This window comes from Embleya sp. NPDC050493, from assembly GCF_044458105.1.
Taxonomy (GTDB): Bacteria; Actinomycetota; Actinomycetes; order Streptomycetales; family Streptomycetaceae; genus Embleya.
Map to the genome: position 1 here is coordinate 90764 of NZ_JBITHP010000032.1, position 18093 is coordinate 108856.

20 protein-coding genes and 2 pseudogenes are annotated in these 18093 nt (G+C 72.2%); 9 read left to right on the forward strand and 13 right to left on the reverse strand.

Features of this window, described 5'->3' with window-relative positions:
• Positions 1-64: 64 nt before the first annotated feature.
• On the reverse strand, positions 65-592 hold the full coding sequence (locus tag ACIBM5_RS39785; protein WP_391582243.1) for a DUF1697 domain-containing protein: 528 nt from the start codon (positions 590-592) through the stop codon (positions 65-67).
• A 227-nt stretch (positions 593-819) separates the two neighbouring features.
• The gene (locus tag ACIBM5_RS39790) at positions 820-1386 is read right to left on the reverse strand and encodes a TetR/AcrR family transcriptional regulator (protein WP_396011572.1); all 567 of its coding nucleotides are present in this window, start codon (positions 1384-1386) and stop codon (positions 820-822) included.
• 101 nt (positions 1387-1487) lie between these two features.
• Between ACIBM5_RS39790 and ACIBM5_RS39795 the strand changes: the two genes are divergently transcribed.
• Together ACIBM5_RS39795 and ACIBM5_RS39800 are read left to right on the forward strand one after the other, a co-directional pair.
• Entirely contained in the window at positions 1488-1982 is a 495-nt protein-coding gene (locus ACIBM5_RS39795; protein WP_396011573.1) for an FBP domain-containing protein, read from the forward strand.
• A gap of 163 nt (positions 1983-2145) precedes the next feature.
• Positions 2146-2985 carry an NAD(P)H-binding protein gene (locus tag ACIBM5_RS39800; RefSeq protein ID WP_396011574.1) on the forward strand — a complete coding sequence of 280 codons (840 nt, stop codon included), beginning with the start codon at positions 2146-2148 and terminating at the stop codon, positions 2983-2985.
• 122 nt (positions 2986-3107) lie between these two features.
• On the opposite strand, the pseudogene ACIBM5_RS39805 reads toward ACIBM5_RS39800, so the two are convergent.
• A pseudogene (locus ACIBM5_RS39805) lies at positions 3108-3674 on the reverse strand (serine hydrolase domain-containing protein); the annotation flags it as partial.
• 92 nt (positions 3675-3766) lie between these two features.
• Here ACIBM5_RS39805 and ACIBM5_RS39810 point away from each other — a divergent pair.
• From ACIBM5_RS39810 to ACIBM5_RS39825, 4 genes are all read left to right on the forward strand, one after another.
• Positions 3767-4510 (forward strand): PadR family transcriptional regulator, encoded by a 744-nt coding sequence (locus ACIBM5_RS39810; RefSeq protein WP_396011575.1) that lies wholly within the window; start codon positions 3767-3769, stop codon positions 4508-4510.
• 209 nt (positions 4511-4719) lie between these two features.
• Complete coding sequence (locus ACIBM5_RS39815) at positions 4720-5871, forward strand: ATP-binding cassette domain-containing protein (RefSeq protein WP_396011576.1); 1152 nt, start codon at positions 4720-4722, stop codon at positions 5869-5871.
• 89 nt (positions 5872-5960) lie between these two features.
• Positions 5961-6707: an ABC transporter permease gene (locus ACIBM5_RS39820; protein WP_396011593.1), complete on the forward strand. Its 747-nt coding sequence runs from the start codon at positions 5961-5963 to the stop codon at positions 6705-6707.
• 169 nt (positions 6708-6876) lie between these two features.
• Positions 6877-7278: a VOC family protein gene (locus ACIBM5_RS39825; protein WP_396011577.1), complete on the forward strand. Its 402-nt coding sequence runs from the start codon at positions 6877-6879 to the stop codon at positions 7276-7278.
• A 25-nt stretch (positions 7279-7303) separates the two neighbouring features.
• Here ACIBM5_RS39825 and ACIBM5_RS39830 read toward each other — a convergent pair whose 3' ends face one another.
• The 7 genes and pseudogenes from ACIBM5_RS39830 to ACIBM5_RS39860 form a co-directional block, all read right to left on the reverse strand.
• Entirely contained in the window at positions 7304-8095 is a 792-nt protein-coding gene (locus tag ACIBM5_RS39830; RefSeq protein WP_396011578.1) for a glutamate racemase, read from the reverse strand.
• A 187-nt stretch (positions 8096-8282) separates the two neighbouring features.
• Positions 8283-8780, reverse strand: coding sequence for an SIR2 family NAD-dependent protein deacylase (locus ACIBM5_RS39835; protein WP_396011579.1), 498 nt, complete (start codon positions 8778-8780; stop codon positions 8283-8285).
• Positions 8781-8808: 28 nt separating this feature from the next.
• Positions 8809-9141: pseudogene (locus tag ACIBM5_RS39840) on the reverse strand (Sir2 family NAD-dependent protein deacetylase); the annotation flags it as partial.
• Complete coding sequence (locus ACIBM5_RS39845) at positions 9057-9437, reverse strand: DUF4180 domain-containing protein (RefSeq protein WP_396011580.1); 381 nt, start codon at positions 9435-9437, stop codon at positions 9057-9059. The gene ACIBM5_RS39845 and the pseudogene ACIBM5_RS39840, both read right to left, overlap by 85 nt.
• A 237-nt stretch (positions 9438-9674) precedes the next feature.
• Positions 9675-11549: a hypothetical protein gene (locus ACIBM5_RS39850; protein WP_396011581.1), complete on the reverse strand. Its 1875-nt coding sequence runs from the start codon at positions 11547-11549 to the stop codon at positions 9675-9677.
• A 12-nt stretch (positions 11550-11561) separates the two neighbouring features.
• Entirely contained in the window at positions 11562-12623 is a 1062-nt protein-coding gene (locus tag ACIBM5_RS39855) for an ATP-binding protein (RefSeq protein WP_396011582.1), read from the reverse strand.
• 186 nt (positions 12624-12809) lie between these two features.
• Positions 12810-13373, reverse strand: coding sequence for a dihydrofolate reductase family protein (locus ACIBM5_RS39860; protein ID WP_396011583.1), 564 nt, complete (start codon positions 13371-13373; stop codon positions 12810-12812).
• Positions 13374-13773: 400 nt separating this feature from the next.
• Between ACIBM5_RS39860 and ACIBM5_RS39865 the strand changes: the two genes are divergently transcribed.
• Entirely contained in the window at positions 13774-14379 is a 606-nt protein-coding gene (locus tag ACIBM5_RS39865) for a hypothetical protein (RefSeq protein ID WP_396011584.1), read from the forward strand.
• Positions 14366-14686, forward strand: coding sequence for a transcriptional regulator (locus ACIBM5_RS39870; protein ID WP_396011585.1), 321 nt, complete (start codon positions 14366-14368; stop codon positions 14684-14686). The genes ACIBM5_RS39865 and ACIBM5_RS39870 overlap by 14 nt, the downstream gene beginning before the upstream one ends.
• A 155-nt stretch (positions 14687-14841) precedes the next feature.
• On the opposite strand, the gene ACIBM5_RS39875 is transcribed toward ACIBM5_RS39870, so the two are convergent.
• From ACIBM5_RS39875 to ACIBM5_RS39885, 3 genes are all read right to left on the reverse strand, one after another.
• Positions 14842-15444: a DJ-1/PfpI family protein gene (locus ACIBM5_RS39875; RefSeq protein ID WP_396011586.1), complete on the reverse strand. Its 603-nt coding sequence runs from the start codon at positions 15442-15444 to the stop codon at positions 14842-14844.
• Positions 15445-15809: 365 nt separating this feature from the next.
• Positions 15810-16187, reverse strand: coding sequence for a DUF952 domain-containing protein (locus tag ACIBM5_RS39880; RefSeq protein WP_396011587.1), 378 nt, complete (start codon positions 16185-16187; stop codon positions 15810-15812).
• A 63-nt stretch (positions 16188-16250) separates the two neighbouring features.
• Positions 16251-16679 carry a DUF4440 domain-containing protein gene (locus ACIBM5_RS39885; RefSeq protein WP_396011588.1) on the reverse strand — a complete coding sequence of 143 codons (429 nt, stop codon included), beginning with the start codon at positions 16677-16679 and terminating at the stop codon, positions 16251-16253.
• A gap of 350 nt (positions 16680-17029) precedes the next feature.
• On the opposite strand from ACIBM5_RS39885, the gene ACIBM5_RS39890 reads away from it, so the two are divergent.
• Complete coding sequence (locus ACIBM5_RS39890) at positions 17030-17917, forward strand: class I SAM-dependent methyltransferase (protein WP_396011589.1); 888 nt, start codon at positions 17030-17032, stop codon at positions 17915-17917.
• Positions 17918-18093 lie beyond the last annotated feature (176 nt).

Consider the following 18093-nt stretch of genomic DNA (forward strand, 5'->3'; position numbering starts at 1 on the left):
GGTCGATCACCCGAGGCCGATCAGGCGCAGCCGGGGCCGCCGCCATCGGATCGTCGCCCCGATCTCACTCGACCATCGCGAGCAGCTTGGTCACCGTGTTCCAGTTGCGGACGGTGGCCGTGTTGCCGAGCTTGCGGGCCAGGATCGGCGACAGCCGGGCCTTGCCCAGACCGTCCGGGAAGTACATGTACAACTCGCGGTCGCCCAACCGCAGTTCGTCCGGCGCGTAGCCGGCCGGATCGACCCGGCCGAGCTCCGTCGGATCGGCGGCCGGGCTCAGGAACGCCACCGCGCACTTGGCCGGGTCGGATACCTCCAGCGGATTCGCCGCGACCACCGCGCGCATTTCCGCGCCGCTGCGCACCATCACGTCGACCGCGAATCCGAACTCGCCGGCCAGCCCGGCCTCGATCGCCGCCACCAGGTCGGCGGTCGGCTGTTCGGCCGCCTCGAAAACCGCGTTCCCGCTCTGCAACAGCGTCTTGACCTCGGTGTATCCCAGCTCGGTCAGGACACGCCGCAGATCCGCCATCGGCACCCGGCGATGCCCACCCACGTTGATGCCGCGCAACAGCGCCACGTACTTCGTCACCGCGTGCCTCCTTCGCGCCCGGGATCGCCCGTGCGACGCCCGCTCCGCGCACCATGATCGAACCGATCGCGCCGATTCCATCGCATCCGGCGACGGCACGCCGAAGCGGGCCCGATCGCGGCGGATCACCTCGCCCCCGTCGGGCCCGGGCCGGATTCGCCCGGACCGGCTCGGTCGACCGGTTCCGCCCGAACGGCTCGACCGGCCGACCGACTCGGCCGACCGACTCAGCTCGGCCAGTTCTCCAGCGCCACGTGCAGTGCCTCCACCGCCCGGTCGAAGGACTCGCTCGGCTTGCGTACGTGGCCGAACCCGCCGTTGCCCTCGAGCACCGCGAAACCGTGGAAGACACTGCGCAACAGCCGTCCCGCGTCGGTCAGGTCCGGCTCCTCCAGACCGTAGGCGCGCAACATCGCGTAGGTGCTGTCGACATTGCGCCGGTAGCCCTCCGAGGTGGCCAGCAGTGCCGGGTCGATCCGCGCCTGGGTCGCCGCGTAGCGGCCGGGACGCTCCAAGGCGAACTCCCGGTACGCCCGGGCGAAGGCGATCAGCGCATCCCTGCCCGCCCGGCCCGCGACCGCCGCGCCGATCCGGTCGGCCAGTTCGTCGGCGGCCAGCATCGCGATCCCGAGCCGCAGTTCCTGGAGATTCTTCACGTGCGAGTACAGGCTCGCGTCCTTGACCCCGAAGCCGCGCGCCAGCGCGGTCAGGGTGATCTTCTCGAACCCCACCTCGTCCGCCAGATCCGCCGCCGCACGCGTCACCCGTTCCGCCGTCAGTCCCGCCCGAGCCACACGCCACCCTTCCGTCGCGGCGCCGGTCACCGCGCCGTCCGCGTTTCCTAGAGCCTCTAGGTATTTGCCTAGGATACCTAGGCACTGTTAGTTTCCGCCGCATGAACCCACTCACCGAGCAGGTAATCCGTACGTCGTTCGTCAACTGTTCCAAAGGTGCCGCACAGCGCCTTCCGGTACCCCGTGACCTGGCCGAACGCCCGTGGGCCGACCTGGATTTCCTGGGTTGGGGAGATCCGGGGGCACCCGACCGCACCTATCTGGTCACCGAATACCGGGGCGGGATCGTCGGCCTCGCCCTGCGCTTTCCCGCCCAGCAGCGAGGCTACCTGCACCGCAGCATGTGCTCGTTGTGCCTGACCACGCACCCGGGCCGGGGCGTCTCGCTGATGACCGCGCGCAAGACCGGGCGGGCGGGCCGGGACGGCAATTCGTTCGGCGTGTACATCTGCACCGACCTCGCCTGCTCCCTGTACACCCGCGGCCTCAAGACCCCGGCGCCCGGCGGGCGCTTCGAGGAGTCCCTGACCCTGGCCGAACAGATCGAACGCACCCGAACCAACCTGTCCGCATTCCTGGCCAAGGTCATCGAGTAGACCGCCGCCCATTCCTCGGGGTCCGGACCATCGGGCGGCCGGACCCGGATCCGACCTCGGACCCGGGACCGGCCGAAAGGCCTTGACCTCAAGTGGCGTCGAGGTTGAAGGATCATCTCGACGAGGCGGGACCGACCGCCTTCGAATCACGAGGGACTCGCACATGATTCTGGTGACCGGGGCAACCGGAAACGTCGGCCGACAGGTGGTCGGACAACTACGGGCCGCGGGAGTCCCCGTGCGGGCCCTGGCGCGTCGTCCGGAGGCGGCGGGGTTGCCCCCCGAGGTCGAGGTGGCGGCCGGCGACCTGGCCGAGCCGGACACCCTCGCGGCGGCTCTGACCGGGGTCGAGGCGGTGTTCCTGGTCTGGCCCTTTCTCACCACCGAGGGCGCGCCCGGCGTGCTGGACGCGGTCACCGCACACACCGATCGCGTCGTCTACCTCTCCTCCTCACGCGTGCGCGACGACGTCGACCGCCAGGCCGACCCGATCAGCGGGCTGCACGCCGGGATGGAAGGCGTGATCGCGAAGTCGACCGCCGCGTGGACCTTCCTCCGGGCGGAGACCATCGCGAGCAACGCCCTGGGGTGGGCCGGCCAGATCCGCGACTCCGGCGTCGTCCGCGGCCCGGACCTGGCCGCCAAGCCGGTCGTGCACGAACGCGACGTCGCCGCATCGGCGGTCCGCGTACTCACCGAGGACGGCCACGCCGGGGCCACGTACGTCCTGACCGGTCCGGAGGTGGTCGGCCGGGCCGACCAGGTCCGGCTGATCGGCGCGGCAATCGGCCGGACGCTGCGCTTCGAGCCGGTCCCGGTGGCCGCCGCGCGAGCCCGGATGCTCGCCGACGGCCGCCCGCCGGCCCTCGTCGACGCGCTCCTCGCCGGGGCCGACGCACCCGCCGAACCACCGCTGATCACCACCACGATCCGGGACCTGACCGGCACCCCGGCCCGCTCCTTCGAAACCTGGGCCCGGGACCACCGCCCCGACTTCACCTGACCCACCGCGCGTCGCGGGGCGGGACGGCGCGGAGAGGACGCGGCGCGAAGACGGCGGGGGACGGTGCGCGGCGCGGAAGCCGGGAGATGGGGCGAAAGGCGCTCGGCGAGCAGCCGGTCGTCGGCCAGTTCCGCGAGGGTGAACCCGCCGTCCACCCCGACCGTCCCGGAACGGTGGGCCGGCAGTTCGCGCAGCGTGAGTCCGTCCCTGCCGTATGCGGCGAACTCCGGCCAGTAGTGCGCGACGACGCGGTCGAGGTCCAGCACACCGTCCTGCACGAGCAGCGCCACCACCACGTGCGCGGCGCCCTTGGTGGTCGAGTAGACCGGGGTCGGCGTGTCCCCCCTGACCCCCTCCCCCGCCCACAGGTCGACCACGCGGCGACCGTCCCGGTACACCGCGAGCCGGGCTCCCGGCTCGTCCGGCAATTCGGCCGGGGTGGCGGCGAATTCGGCCCGAACCTCCTCGAATCCCGCCGTGACGCTCCCCGACACCACCATCTCGCTCGACATGCTTCCCCCATGATCTCGGGCGTTCACCGAACGCCAACCCCGACGCACGCCACCCGAAATTCCGCCTCGCCGAATATTGGTCCCCGCGAATTCGCGCCCGCTCGACGGAGGCCCGTCCGATGGCATCTCGCCCGATGGCATGCCATCCGTGCGACCCGCCCGAATGAGCGCCCCCATCCGTCGTCCCCGACCTTCGCGCGGTCCTGGACTTCGGCTACCCGCAGTCGTATATTCGGTGACGAGTATTCGCACTCTCCCGGAGGCGGTCCGTGGCCCGGCGCAGGATCGACAACCCGCTGGCACTCGCCGTGCTGGTGACGGTCGCCGAGCAGCCGCGCCATCCGTACGAGATCGCCCAGCTGTTGCGCAGTCGGGGCAAGGAAAACAGCATCAAGATCAACTACGGCTCGCTGTACACCGTGGTCCGCAACCTGGAGAAGCACGGTCTGATCGCCGCCACCGGGGTCGACCGTGAGGGCCGCCGGCCGGAGCGCACCACCTATGCGCTGACCGAGGCCGGCGACGCCGAGATGCGCGAGTGGCTGAGCGAGCTGCTGTCCGTTCGGGTGCACGAGTTCCCGCGCTTCGAGGCCGCCCTGTCCCTGATGGGCGTGCTGGATCCGGACGAGGTGACCGACCTGCTCGGGCGTCGCGTCGAAGCCATCGACGCCCATGTCGCACGCGGGCGCGCCGAACTCGCGGAGCTCACGAGCCTTCTGCCCAGGGTGTTCCTGATCGAGAACGAGTACGAACTGGCCATGGCCGAGGCCGAGGCACGCTGGGTGCGCGGCCTGCTCGCCGAGATCGCGGACGACAGCCTCTCCGGTGTCACCGAGTGGCGCCACTTCCGCGCGACCGGCGAAACCCCGGCCCGCTGGGCCGACATGGACACCGCAGCCCAAGCAGTCCTACCCGCAGAACTCGGCGAGGTCGGCGAGGTCGGCGAGCCCACCGAATCCACTGAACCGACCGAACACGACCGGGGGGCCGGCACCGACGACCCCACCCGATAAATCCACGACCCCGGACCGAAGAAAGGCCCCCGGGCGGTGCTCGAACACCGCTCCCGAGGGCCGGGAACCTCGCACCGAAACCCTGCGGCAACAGGGACCGGCACATACGAGGTGCACCGAACTCATCGTATCCCCGGTCCTCTTGTCGCAGGTCGGCGAGCCACGCGGCGTCGCCGTACCGAATGTCGACCGGAGGGATCCACTCCACCATGGAGCAGCACACCGCACGGACGGCGGCAACCGTCCACGACGGTCGCGCGCCCGGACACGCCGGCCTCGCCGGCACCGGCGCGCCCGCGATCGAGGCGCACGATCTCGTCAAGACCTATCCGCTCAAGGGCAGCCCTCAGGGCGTCCGGGCGCTGGCCGGGCTGAGCCTGAGCGTCGCGCCCGGTACCGTATTCGGCCTGCTCGGGCCCAACGGCGCGGGCAAGTCCACCACCGTCAAGATTCTCACCACGCTGGCCGCCGCCGACTCCGGTACGGCCCGGGTCGCCGGGCACGACGTGGCCCGGGACCCGGCCCGGGTCCGCCGGGCCATCGGCGTGGTCGCCCAGCGCTCCGGCGCCGACCCGGCCGCCACCGCTCGGGAGAATCTGATCCTGACCGGGCACCTGTTCGGCCTGCGCGGTCGCGAGCCGGGCCGGCGCGCCGACCACCTGCTGGACCGCTTCGGCCTGGCCCAGGCCGGGCGCCGCCCGGTGCGCACCTACTCCGGCGGCATGCAGCGCCGGCTGGATGTGGCGCTCGGTCTGGTCCACCATCCCGAGGTGCTCTTCCTGGACGAGCCCACCACCGGCCTCGATCCCGAGGCCCGCGCCGACATGTGGGACGAGATCGGCAGCCTGGCCGGCGAGGGTCTGAGCATCCTGCTCACCACGCACTACCTCGACGAGGCCGACCGGCTCGCCGCGCGACTGGCCATCGTCGACCACGGCCGGGTGGTCGCCGAGGGCGCCCCCGAACAGCTCAAGTCCGGATTGCGCGGCGACGCGGTGCACGTGGACCTGCTCGACCCGGCCGGGCCCGCGGTGCGCGACGCGCTGTCCCGGGTGCCGAGCATCCGCGAGATCACCGTCGATGTCCGCGCGGTGCATGCCCGCGCGGACAACGGTGCCGCCGCGGTACCCGAAGTGTTGGCGGCACTCGACCACGCCGGCGCCCGGGTCGGCGCGGTCACGGTGGCCCGCCCCTCGCTCGACGACGTCTACCTGCGGCACGCCGGCCGTCGCTTCGACGCGGCGGACACGACGAGTACGGCGAGTACGGCGGACGCGGCGGACGCACCCGACGGCGCCGATGCCGGGACCACCGCAGCCGAGAAGCTCCGTACCGACGCCGCCGAAGGACAGACGCGATGACCACCGCAGCCGGCGTCCCCGCCACCGCGGGCACCACGCACGTCCCGAGTGTCGGAGCTCTGCGCGAGACGATCACCCACACCTGGTACATGACCGACCGTCAGTTCCGGGTCTTCGTCCGTCAGCCCGCCTACCTGGTGATCACCCTGATCCAGCCGGTGATCTGGCTCTTCCTCTTCGGCCAACTCTTCCGCGACATCGCCGACCTGCCCGGCTTCGGCACCGGGTCCTACCTCGACTACCTGGTCCCGGGCGTGGTGGTGATGAACGCGGTGTCCGCCAACATGTGGGCCGGCATGGGCATCCTGGAGGAAATCGAGCGCGGCACCCTCAACCGCTTCCTGGTCACCCCGCTCCGGCGCAGTGCGCTCGTCAACGCGAACGTGGTGGCCCAGGGCTGCTCGACCGCGTTCCAGTCGCTGGTGATGATCGGCCTGGGCCGATTGGCCGGGGCGCACTATCCGGGCGGGTTCGCCGGGGTTCTGGTGCTGATCGGGGTGTCCTCGGTACTGGGCACGGTGTTCGGCGCCTTCTCCAATGCGGTGGGCATGGTGGCCCGCGAACGCGAGACCGTGATCGCGCTGAACACCTTCCTGCTGCTACCGCTCACGTTCATGTCGTCGGCGTTCATGCCGCCCTCCCGGATGCCGGATTGGATGCGGGCGATCGCGCGCTTCAATCCCCTCGACTGGGCGTTGACGGCGACCCGTTCGGCCATGCGCGCCGACCCCGACTGGGCCCTGGTCGCCGGACGCGGCGCGGCCCTGGTCGCGTTGGCGGCGTTCGCGGTGTGGTTGTCGATGCGCACGTTCCACGGCTACCGGAAGTCGGTGTAACGCACCGGTTGCACGCCCCGGCTCGGCCCGCCTCATGCCTGCGGACCGTCGCGGATCCGCGACGGTCCGCGGGTGGTCGGCGAGCGGGCTGCGGAGGGTCGGCGGCCGGCCGAGGCGGGGTCGGCACACGCCGTCGGGGGGCCGGCGGCCACCCGCTAATCTCACCCGCATGATCAGCACCGACACGCACGTACGCGTCGCCCGCCCCTCGCGCGACCTGGCCGCCGCCGAACGCTTCTACGTCGAGGGCCTGGGGCTGGAAGTCCTGTGGCGCACCACCGAGCGCGTCTCCGGCGAGTGGGACCTGGTCATGGTCGGCATCCCGGGCGGCAGTTGGCACTTCGAGTTGACCATCGACCCGGAGAACCCGCTGCCGCCCACGCCCACGGCCGAGGACCTGTTCGTGCTCTACCTCGGGACCCCGATCGACCCTGCACTCGTCGACCGGCTGGTCGCGGCCGGCGGCACCCGGACCACCGCACACAACCCGTACTGGGACGAATACGGCGTCACCGTCGTCGACCCCGACGGCTATCAACTGGTGCTGTGCACCCGGACCTGGAACGTGTAGCGCGGGTCGACGGCACCGCGTCGGCTCAGGCCGGCTGCGTGCGGGCGGGCGCCGGCCGACCACCGGCGGCGAGCGCGCGGCCGAGCGGATAGGCCAGCGCGTTCGGCGGCAACAGGCCGGGACGCCCGCTCAGGGTGACCTCGATCGTGCCGGGCAGCGCGTCCTGGTCCTCGGTCAGGCCCAGCCGGCGCAGCGTCTGCCGGGCGACCGCCTCGGCGCTGTCGTACAGCCCCACTCCGGCGGGCAGCGCGGCGGCGATCCGGTCGGCGACGAGCGGGTAGTGCGTGCAGCCCAGGACCACGCCGGCGCAGTGTGCGGGGGTACGCCGCGCGGCATCGGCGATCGCGGTCTCGACGGCCGCCTCATCGGCTCGGTCGATCGCCTCGGCCAGGCCTGGGCAGGCCACCCGCTCCACGGTGCGCCCGGCGGCGAACTCCTCGATCAGCCGGGCCTGGTACGCACTGGCAGTGGTGGCGACGGTGGCCCACACCGCGAACGGGGCGCCCGATCCGGCGGCGGGCTTGATCGCCGGCACGGTGCCCACCACCGGCACGGCGGGCTCGCAGCGTGCGCGCAGGGCGTCCAGGGCGGTCACGGTCGCGGTGTTGCACGGCACCACGATGCCCTCGGCGCCGCGCTCGGCGGCCAGGTCCGCGGCGGCCAGCACCCGCCCGGTGATCACCGCCTCGCCACGGTCGCCCCACGGCATGTGGTCGGGGTCCATACACAGCAGCAGGTCGAGGTCGGGCCGCAACCGTCGCAGCCACCCCGCCGTCGGCAACAGTCCCGTCCCGGAATCGATCAACGCCACAAGCATGCCGTCCAACCTAGTCGCCCCGACCCACGCACCCGACGAGGGGCGCGTTCGTGGGCGTGGTGCCCTCGACACGGCCCGCTCGGCGGACGAGCCGGCATCCGACACCCCGCCGTCGGCAAGGCGCGATCCCCGGGCCGGCGTCCGCCCGTTCCCGACCGTCGCCGCCGCCCGCCGGCGGCACGCCCGTTCACCCCACCGGCAGCCCACCGGCCACCAGGGCCGCCACGATGCGCGGCACGACCACCTCCACATCGCCACGCAGCACCACGTTCGCGAACTCGTCATACGGCGTGGGCTCGGCGTTGACGATCACCAGCACGGCGCCACAGTCCACCGCCGTGGCACACAGCGCGGCGACCGGGTCCACTCGCAGCGACGTTCCGATCACCAACAAGAGTTCCGCCGCCCGGACCACGTTGGCGGCCCGCCCGTATACATCGCGGTCGAGGTGCTCGCCGAACAGCACCACGTCCGGCCGCAACACCCCGGTGGCGCACGCCGGACAAGCCGGTTCGGCGACACCCGCTCGGACCGTCCGCAGTGCGTCGTCCATCGGCGCGGTTCGCCGGCACCGCATGCAGCGGGCCCGAGCGAGCGTGCCGTGCAGCTCGTGCACGCGATCGGCCGGACTGCCCGCCGCCTGGTGCAGCCCGTCGACATTCTGCGTGACGACGTGTGCCCGCACCCGGGCGAGCGCCCTGGTGGGCGGCGCCGGGGCGGGCGGCGGGCAGCGTCGGCCCGGCCAGGGCCCGCCACAGGCGGGCTCGTGCGGACGGGTCGGTGGTGTGCCGTTTGCGGTGGGTGTCCTGCTCGCGTGCGGGGTCGCGGGTCCAGACGCCGTGCGGGCCGCGGAAGTCGGGGATGCCGGATCCGGTGGAGATGCCCGCCCCGGTGAGCGCCGCGAGTCGGCGCACGCCGTGTGTCCGGGAGCCGAGTTCGTCGAGGCCGGGGCGGACCGCGGTCACGGGTTGGAGCCCTCCTCCGCGAGGCGGCCGGTGAAGGCATCCAGGTCGGGCACGAACCACGCCTGCCTGCCCCGGTTGCACTCGCGGACGAAGTCGGTCAGCGCCTCGCTCGCGGTGGTGTGCTCGGTGACGTCGCCCAGGATGGCCACCCCCATCCGATAGTTGGCGAACTTCTGCAACACCTCGCCGGCCACGCCGGTGCGCAGCCGGAAGAAGTCCGGGTCCAGGCGCGCCGTCGGCAGTACGACCCAGCTCGCGCCCCGGTACCCCGCCTCGCCGATCAGATCGAGGGCGTCGCGTACCGAGCGGATCGGCGCGCCCTCCGCGGCGCAGATCCACACCGAGGTGTCGTGCAGGGTCTCCATGGTGTCGGGCATGTCGAGCAACGTCCTTCCGAACTCCGATACGGCGGTCCCGTTTTGCGGCGACCGTTCTCCGAGTCTGGTCGCCGGGCCGGCCCACCGCATCCGAGATTCCGGCCGGCGGGCCGCGGGCCCCGGCCGGGAGCACCGGGCCGCGGTCTCGGGGCAGTCAGGGTACGCGCTCGCCTGCCGAGGCGAATCGTCGCCCGTGCAGGCCGATTTCTCCGTCGGGTTCGGCTGCCGCCGCCCGCCTCAGCGGACCCGGAACACCGGCCCGCGCGCCGTGAACGGAAGCCGGGCGCCCGCCGGAACCAGGAAGGCGTGTTCGCGGCGCACCCGCAGCACATCGCACTGCCCGTCGGTGACCACCAGGATCGGGCCGTCCGCGGGGAAGTCCGCGGCGCCCTCCAGCAGCCGGATCCCCGGCTGCAACACCGTGCCGCCGCGTCCGCGCACCCGCACCCTGTGCGCGATGTCCTCGACCGGCAGATAGCCCGCGTCGTAGGCGGCGGCGTCGCAGTACACCACGCGCGCGGCCGGCACGTCCCGCGCGGTGGCGTACGACGCGATCGCGCCCAATGCCTTGCCCAGCAACACCGGATCCATCGAACCGGAGGTGTCCAGGACCACGCCGAACGTACACAGCCGGTCGACGTCCGAGGGCCGGATCCGCCCGGGCCGCGGGATGTCGGGCGTGGACGCCTGGCGCCGGCTCGCCCGGGTGTAGCTGCGTACGGGCTCGGGGCGCCGCACGTGCTCGTCGAACCAGCGGGCCAGCCGTACGTCCCATGCGGGCGGCGGCTGTTCGAGCGTGCGGATCTCCTCGATCAGCCCGGCGGGCAGCAGTCCGCGGCCGGGATCGTGGTAGGCCAACCCGGTGGCGAGCGCGCGCCGATAGAACGCGTCCAGGTCGACGAACGAACCGCCGGGCCCACCTGCTCCCGGCAGCCTCCCCGACCGCCCCCGTCGGCTCGACCGCCGGGCCGCGGCGGCCGGTTCGGAGAGCCACTCGCCCAGCATGTCGCCGTGCTCGCGCGAGCCGGGGGTCCGCAGCTTGCGGGCCCGGCGCAGGTCGGTGGTCAGCGTGTCGTACACCGACTCGGCGGACAGGCCGGCCAGGCGGGCGTCGTACAACAGCCCGTCCGGCAACACCCCGACGCCCATCTCCACCAGCCATCCGTTGATCACGTAGTCGCAGGCCACGTTGAACAGGTGCGCGTCCCGGTGCTCGCGCCGGCGGTCGTGCCGCAGCGCGGCGTGCAACATCTCGTGGGCGAGGACGAAGCGCCATTCCTCGACGCTCAGGCCGGCGTGCGGGTTGACGTAGATCTCGCCGTGCTCGGCGTTGACGGCGGCGATGGTGATGTCCCAGGAACGGGCCAGTTCGGCGTCGGCGACGACGGTGAGGCCGGCGGCGAGGGCGCCCAGGAGGGGGTAGGAGGAGACGAACCAGGACAGCGCCCGGTCCCAGGGGCCGTCGGCGCGGGCGGTCCGCCGGTTGCTCTCGCCGGCCGCGGAATCGAGCGAGCCGGCGACCATGCGGACGAGGCCGCGGGCCAGCAGGGCGGACCAGTCCGGCGGCGGCGCGGCGCTCGCGGAGGGCGGGCTGCGCCACATGCAGGGCGAGTCGCCGTTGACACCGATGCGGCGCAGCGCCGGGGGGACGCCGTCACGGCGCCAGCGCTCGGTGAGTTCGCGCTCGTCACCGACGGGCAGTTCGGGCAGGTCGTCCAGAGGCGTGCCGATGCCCAGGCCGGCGGCGAAGTGGTGTACCGCGACGCAGCACGCGGTGCCGTACGCGGCGTCGATCTCGGCCGCCGGATCGCCCAGGCCGGCCTCGGCGAGGTTGTCCGGGGCCAGGTGCCCCATGGCCAGGTGCAGCAGCAGGTGGGTGTAGCCGCGGGCCCACGCGGTGGGCGGCACGTAGCGGTGCCGATCGACCACGAGGAGGCCGCGACTGGTGACGTAGCCGAGCGCGCCGGGGGCCTGGTCGGCGTGGGCGTGTCTCGCCGATCCGCCGACGTGGTCCAGTGGCGGGACGCAGGCCAGCTTCCAACCGGCGTTCTGCGCCTTCAGGGCTCGTTGTGCTTGGTCGACCTCGGGTTTGCGGGCGCGGCGCGCGGACATCGGCCCGGCCGCTCAGCGCCGCGCGCCGACCAGGCGCGGCAGGTCGCGGGCGGTCTCGACGAGGAACCACGCGGGCAGCGGCGCGGCGCCGGTGTCGTCCTCGGCGATCACGAGTTGGGCCATCTCCAGCGAGATCTCGGCGAGTTCGACCAGGAGGGCCTTGGCTCGGAAGGCGAAGTCGCGCAGCGCGGGCGAGACGTGCCGACGGTCCGCGGGCAGATCCTTGGCCAGCCGCGCACGGAAGCTCTCCACCAGGAAGAACAGCAGATCGCGGTCGGCGGGCGCGGCCGGCCAGCGGGCGTCCCCCTTGACGATGGCATCCAGTCCGTACGCGTTGCGCACGGTCTTGAGGAAGCCCAGGAACGCGGCGGCGTGGGTGGGGGTGAGCGTGCCGTGCGCCAGCAGCCGGACGTGCTCGTCGGTGATGTCCGGGCCGAAGGAGTACAGCCCGTCGGAGAGCATGTGCCACGCGCGCGGCGTGGAGAACGCCTCCTCGGTCTTGGGCGGCGCACTCCACAGGTGGTCCGGCCGGGCTCGCACATGGTCCAGGATCCACGGGTGGATGCCGTTCTCGGCGGCCCAGGTCAGCCAGTCGTCGACCGAGGCACGCAAATGTATGTGCACCAGGCGATTGAGCAGCGCCGAGGACATCGGCCGAGCGAGCGCGTTGTCGCTCGCCCGGTTGCCCGCGCCGATCACCACGGAGCCGGCCGGCAGCGTGTAGGAGCCGATCCGGCGGTCCAGGATCAGCGAGTAGAACGCCTTCTGCACATCCGGCGACGCGGCGTTGAGTTCGTCGAGGAACAGGCAGTACGGCTCGTCCCGGGCGATCTGCTCGGGCGGACAGAACCGACTGCGCCCGTCCACGATCTGCGGTACGCCGATCAGGTCCTCGGGAGCCAACTGGGTGCCCAGCAACGACACACACTCCAGCCCGAGCGATCGGGCGAAATCCCGAACCAACGAGGACTTCCCGATCCCGGGCGCCCCCCATACGAAAACCGGCCGCACCAGCGCGGTGTGCAACAAGACCTCGGGCAGGAGAGCGGGCGTGATCGTATGCGCGGCCTGCACGGCAACCTTTCCACAAAGCACGGGAGTTCCGGCAGAACACCACCACGAGAACAGCGGCAACCGCCCCCCGAATACTGCCCCCCAACCCCGCACCTGTCGCCCGATTTTCCCGCCCGGCGACGCCTCGGGACGACCGAATCGGGCCACGGGACGAATGCGCGGCGGACGTCTGGGCGGGCCGGCCGGCTAACGCGCCACGCGGTGGCGGAGGTAGACGACTCCCGAGTCGAAGGTGCGGGTCTCGACGAGTTCGAGATCCACCCGGTGCTCGTGCCGGGGGAAGAACGGAACGCCACCGCCGACCAGCACCGGGTAGACCCTGGCCCGGTACTCGTCGATCAGACCCGACGCGGCCGCCTCGGCGGCGAGGGTCGCGCCGCCGATCGCGATGTTGCCGTCGCCCGGTTCGGCTCGCAACCGCTCGATCTCCTCCGCCAGGCCGCCGGAGGCCAGGCGGGCATTGCCCTGTACCGCCGAGAGCGTGGTGGAGAACACCACCTTGGGGAGCGGCTTCCAGATCGCGGCGAACTCGAGCGTGGAGAAGTCGAGCGATGGATTCTGGTCGACGGTCTCCCAGTACAGCATCGTCTCGTACAGCCGTCGCCCCAACAGGTGGACACCGACCTCCCGTACCTCGTCGGTGGCCAGGCGAAAGACCTCCTCGTCGGGCGTCGTCCAGTCGAAGCCGCCGTCCGGCCCGACGATGTAGCCGTCCAGGGAGACGCCCATCGAATAGGTCACGCTGCGCATCGGAAGTCCTCCTCGGTGACGGGTTCGACAGTACGACCGCCGGACGCCGCAGAACTCATCGCGGCTCGCGGAATCCTCCGGGCCGAGTCACTTCACGAGATCGTTTGGTCGAGAAAATCTCACTCCGTGCCGTGCAATCCCACAACCGGATCTCCCAGGCGTGGTCCGGATTCGCCTGCACCCCCTCGGCGTCCCCCGCCGTGCCTGCTCCGCCCGTACCACCACTCGCGCACAGCCCCATCGCTCCGCGCCGCACCCTGCCCGCCGGCACCCACGCCCGGCCCGCCCCGGTCTCTCGACCGCCCCGGACTCCCGCACCAAGTTTGTGACGCAAACCTGTTTGCAAGACCCTCGCCGGCCCGTAGAGTCTGTAGCACAAACCAGTTTGGGGAGGGCCACGATGGATCGTAAGAGCCTCGAATCGGCGGCGGCGGACTACTCGTACCTCAGAGGTCTGCTCTCCGTCCCGGCGGGCGTCCTGATCATCGTCGCCGGGCTGACGAACCTGAGGTGGGCACCGCTGGACCACGCCTGGGTCACCTGGGCCGCCGGGGCGCTGGTGGTGGTGGCGGGGGCGGCATACCTGTGGGTGACCCACTACTACGCCGAGAACTACGGTCGGATCACCCCGTCGGGCCGAGACCGCACCAGGGCCGCGATCGTCACCGCGGCGGGTGCGGCCCTGGTGGCCGGCGCGGTGACCCTGGACTGGCGGGTCGTCCTGCCGGTCAGCACCACCACCGCCGCGTTCGCCTCGGTGATGTACGTCTCCTACGCCGTCGGCATGCGGCCGAGGCCGCACCATGTGGCCATCTGGGGCACCGTCGGGGCGGCCGGTCTCTTGCCGATCTGGGGGGATGTGGGGGCGACGGGCAAGATCAATGGAGGTCTTATGCTCGTCGGCGTGGCAACGATAGTGACGGGGGTCCTCGATCATGCGGCGCTCCAGCGCGCCTTCGGTCCCGCCCGGGGTCCCGAACTCGGTGGCGACTATGGCGGCGCCTAGCGACGGGCCGATTCTCGATCGGCTGATCCACGAACCGGGCCGGCTGGCCATCATGACGGTGCTGTCGACCGTGGAGTCCGCCGACTTCGTGTTCCTGCAGCGCGCGACCGGACTGACCAAGGGCAACCTCTCCAGTCACCTGACCAGACTGGCCGAGGCCGAACTGGTCACGATCGAGAAGCGGTTCGTACACCGGAAGCCCAACACGAACGTCGCCCTGACCGCGACCGGCCGGGAGCGCATCGGCCGACATTGGGACCAGTTGGACAGCCTGCGCAACTTCTCGACGCAATCCCCCTCGGAATAGCCCGACTTCGACGCGGACCCGGCCGCCTCCCACCCGAACGCCGCTCCACATTCCGACCCGACCCACCGCGCCGCATCGCATCCGGCCGGACCACGACCCGCTGCCGCGCCGCCCGTGACCCGCACGACGTTCGGTGCGGTCCGGTCCGGCCAGTGTCAGGCCCCAGGGGCGTCCGCCAGGTACGGCGGGGCCGGCTCGTACTGGATGTAGCGGCGTACCGCACGGGCGTGTTCGACTCCGTGCAGGCGTCCGATCAGCCACAGCGCCATGTCGATACCGGCGGACACGCCCTGGCTGGTGACCAGGTTGCCGTCCACGACGTAGCGGGCGTCGCGGACCACGGTGATGTCGCCGCGTGCCGCGAGGGCGTCCTCGAACGTGTGATGGGTGGCCACCCGGCGCCCCCGCACGGGGCCCGCCTCGTGCAGCAGCAGCGCTCCGGTGCACACGCTCGTCACCCAGGCGGCATCGCTCGCGGTACGTGCGATCCACCCGATCAACGCCTCGTGGTCCACCTCGGTCCGAGTCCCGACGCCGCCCGGCACCAACAGCACGTCCAGGCGCGGATGGTCGGCGAAAGTGTGCTCGGGTATCAAGCGCAACCCCTTGGCACAGCGCACCGGTTCGGTACCGGCCGCAATCGTGGTGACGGTGTCCGCGCCCTCGCGCAACATCGCGGACGCGGTGAACACCTCCCAGGGCCCGACCAGATCGAGCTCTTCGAGTCCCTCGAACGCCAACAGCCCGTAGGTGGTCACAACGTCTCCCTCATCGATGCAGTGAATACAGACGACACGGATGGCGAAGCGCTGTGCGCGTCCACCATCCCGGTCCGCCGCGCCGGCATCGAACATCGACACCCGTCGGCGTTGGCGAACACCTCGTAGGGACCGACCGGATCCAACGACCGGAACCGTTCGAAAGCAACGAAAACGACCTCGTTCGCTCTCACCCCTCCAGCGTTGCGCACGCCGATCATGGCGTCCACGACACGTGTCCCACGAATTACGCCATTGCTTCACCGCAGACGGGGCCGTCACACCCGGTTACTCCGCGGCGTGCCCCGCCGTCTCCGTCCCTCCGCCGCATCCGTCTGCGGTCACGCAGGGTCACGCCATCGCGGTCAGTGCCCGCGCGCCCGCAAGACCCGTCGGACCGCCTCGACGACCGCGTCGCCGTCGGGCGTCGCGGGCAGTTCCAGCGGCTCGGCCCAGCGCACCGCGGCCGGCGCCACCGGGCCGTACACGTGCGGGAACAGGTCACCGCCCCGCGAAGGTTCCCAACGCAGCGTCGACCCCAGCGCACCCGGATCCACCGCGACCAGGGTCAACGCGTCACGGCCGGCGAAGTGGCGACGCGCCGTCTCGGCCACCTGCGTCTGCGTGGACAGGTGCACGTACCCGTCCACCAGGTCGATCCCGGCCCCTTCGAACACCCCGCGCCGTACCGCGGTCGCCCATTCGTCGGTGCCCACCAGCTTGTAGACGGTCTCGTCGCTCATCCCTCGACCCTAAGACAGGCACCGCCGACCCGCCCGACCCCGCCGGATCCACCCGCCCGGCCCTCAGGAGCGTTCGACCCACGTCTCGTGCAGATGCCGCCACCGCAGCCCGTGCACCGCCGACGCATCCCGCTCGAACACCACGGTCGCGGCCCGCACATCGCCGCCGCCGTCCGGCCGCACCTGCACCTCGCGGTACGAGGCCACCACGAACTCGCTCGCCGAGGCCACCACGCGCACGTCCTCGATGCCGATCCGCAAGCCCGGCAACACACCCCGTGCCCCGTCGACCATCGCAAGCACCTCGGGTCGGGACAGCGTGCCGCCGCCGGGCTCGACCAGGGTGAAGTCCGGTGCGTGCGCGAGCGCGAATCCGGCCGAATCGCCGCCGGCGCCGGTGAGCAGGCCCTCGATCAGCACATGCAGCCGGACGATCTCCGCTCGACACGCGACCGCATCGTGCTCCACAGCCCCCGCCTCCGTCACCGACATCCCACTCCCCTGTCGAACCTGTCGCCGTCGTATCCGTGGAACCCGTCGAACCGCCGGGCAGGACACCCGTCGCGCCCTCGCCACCCGACACGCACCACGCCGCACGCACCACGCAAACGTATCCGCCCCGGCGCCCCACACTCCCGTCCCGCCAGGCACCAACCCGCCTCGACCCGGCCCGGTCCCGCACATCGCCCGCCCCCACACCCGCCTCCCGAGCCGCCCCGCGTCGAACCCCCCGCCATCGCCATGGATTACCGCGCCCATGCGCCGACGTTGTCCCCCGCAACGCACAAGATCGGACCCGGCCGCCCACCGCGATGAGCGCCCCGACCTCGGGAGACCCAGCGATGACCATCCACCCCAGCCCGGACGACCTGGATCCGGACGCCGTCGGCCGGCACCTCGACAGCGAGGCCGAGCTGCACGTCCCGTTCCTGGAGCAGGCCGCCGCGCGCCTGCGCGATCTCGCGCTGTACGGCGACCACACGCTGGCCCGGGTGGACCGCATCCTCGACCTCGGCGGCGGCCCGGGCATCGCCTCCTGCCTGCTCGCCCGCTACTTCCCCAACGCCGACGTGGTCACCGGCGCACCCAGTCCGACCCTGCTGGCCCGAGCCGGCGCCCGGGCGCGGCGCGAGGGCCTGGGCCACCGGGTCCGCACCCACCGGGTCGACCTGCCCACCGACCTGGACGCGCTGGGCAGCGCCGACCTGGTCTGGGCCGGCGACGTGGTGCACCACCTGGGCGACCAACAGGCCGCACTGGACGCCCTGGCCCGGGTGTTGCGCCCCGGCGGGGTGATCGCGGTCGCCGAACGCGGCCTGGCCCCGCGTTTCCTGCCCCGCGACATCGGCATCGGCCGGCCGGGACTCCAGGCCCGGCTGGACGCCGCGCACGAGGACTGGTTCGCCGAATCGCGTGCGGCGCTGCCCGGTGCCCGCGCCGAGGTCGAGGACTGGCCGGCCATGCTGGCCCGCGCGGGCCTGGTCCCCACCGGTTCGCACTCCTTCCTGATCGACCTGCCGTCACCGCTGGACGCCGCGCCGCGCGAACACCTGTACGCCGAACTGACGCACCGCCGAGCCCTGTTGGCCGACCGCCTCGACGAGCAGGACCTGGCCACCATGGACGCCCTGCTCGACACCGACGCCGACACCGGCATCCTGTGGCGCCCGGACGCCTTCTACCTCGCCGCCACCACGATCCACACCGCCCGCGCCTGCACCCGAAGGTGACTCACGCCGCCGCCCCGTCGCCCACCCGAGCCCCGGGCCCGCATCGACCCACGACCGACCCATGGTCCGACCGAGGCACGACGCACGACCGACCACGGACACCCGAACGGGCGGGGGGGGGGGGGGGGCCGCCCGCCCCCCCCCCCCGCGGGGGCCCCCCCCCCCCCCCCCCCCCC

Coding starts and splice junctions, on each gene's coding strand:
- ACIBM5_RS39830 (WP_396011578.1), bottom strand. CDS start 8,095: ATGCTTGTGGCGTTGATCGATTCCGGGACGGGACTGTTGCCGACGGCG.
- ACIBM5_RS39820 (WP_396011593.1), top strand. CDS start 5,961: ATGACCGACCGTCAGTTCCGGGTCTTCGTCCGTCAGCCCGCCTACCTG.
- ACIBM5_RS39825 (WP_396011577.1), top strand. CDS start 6,877: ATGATCAGCACCGACACGCACGTACGCGTCGCCCGCCCCTCGCGCGAC.
- ACIBM5_RS39815 (WP_396011576.1), top strand. CDS start 4,720: ATGGAGCAGCACACCGCACGGACGGCGGCAACCGTCCACGACGGTCGC.
- ACIBM5_RS39800 (WP_396011574.1), top strand. CDS start 2,146: ATGATTCTGGTGACCGGGGCAACCGGAAACGTCGGCCGACAGGTGGTC.
- ACIBM5_RS39860 (WP_396011583.1), bottom strand. CDS start 13,373: ATGCGCAGCGTGACCTATTCGATGGGCGTCTCCCTGGACGGCTACATC.
- ACIBM5_RS39870 (WP_396011585.1), top strand. CDS start 14,366: ATGGCGGCGCCTAGCGACGGGCCGATTCTCGATCGGCTGATCCACGAA.
- ACIBM5_RS39880 (WP_396011587.1), bottom strand. CDS start 16,187: ATGAGCGACGAGACCGTCTACAAGCTGGTGGGCACCGACGAATGGGCG.
- ACIBM5_RS39865 (WP_396011584.1), top strand. CDS start 13,774: ATGGATCGTAAGAGCCTCGAATCGGCGGCGGCGGACTACTCGTACCTC.
- ACIBM5_RS39890 (WP_396011589.1), top strand. CDS start 17,030: ATGACCATCCACCCCAGCCCGGACGACCTGGATCCGGACGCCGTCGGC.
- ACIBM5_RS39850 (WP_396011581.1), bottom strand. CDS start 11,549: ATGTCCGCGCGCCGCGCCCGCAAACCCGAGGTCGACCAAGCACAACGA.
- ACIBM5_RS39795 (WP_396011573.1), top strand. CDS start 1,488: ATGAACCCACTCACCGAGCAGGTAATCCGTACGTCGTTCGTCAACTGT.
- ACIBM5_RS39845 (WP_396011580.1), bottom strand. CDS start 9,437: ATGCCCGACACCATGGAGACCCTGCACGACACCTCGGTGTGGATCTGC.
- ACIBM5_RS39885 (WP_396011588.1), bottom strand. CDS start 16,679: ATGTCGGTGACGGAGGCGGGGGCTGTGGAGCACGATGCGGTCGCGTGT.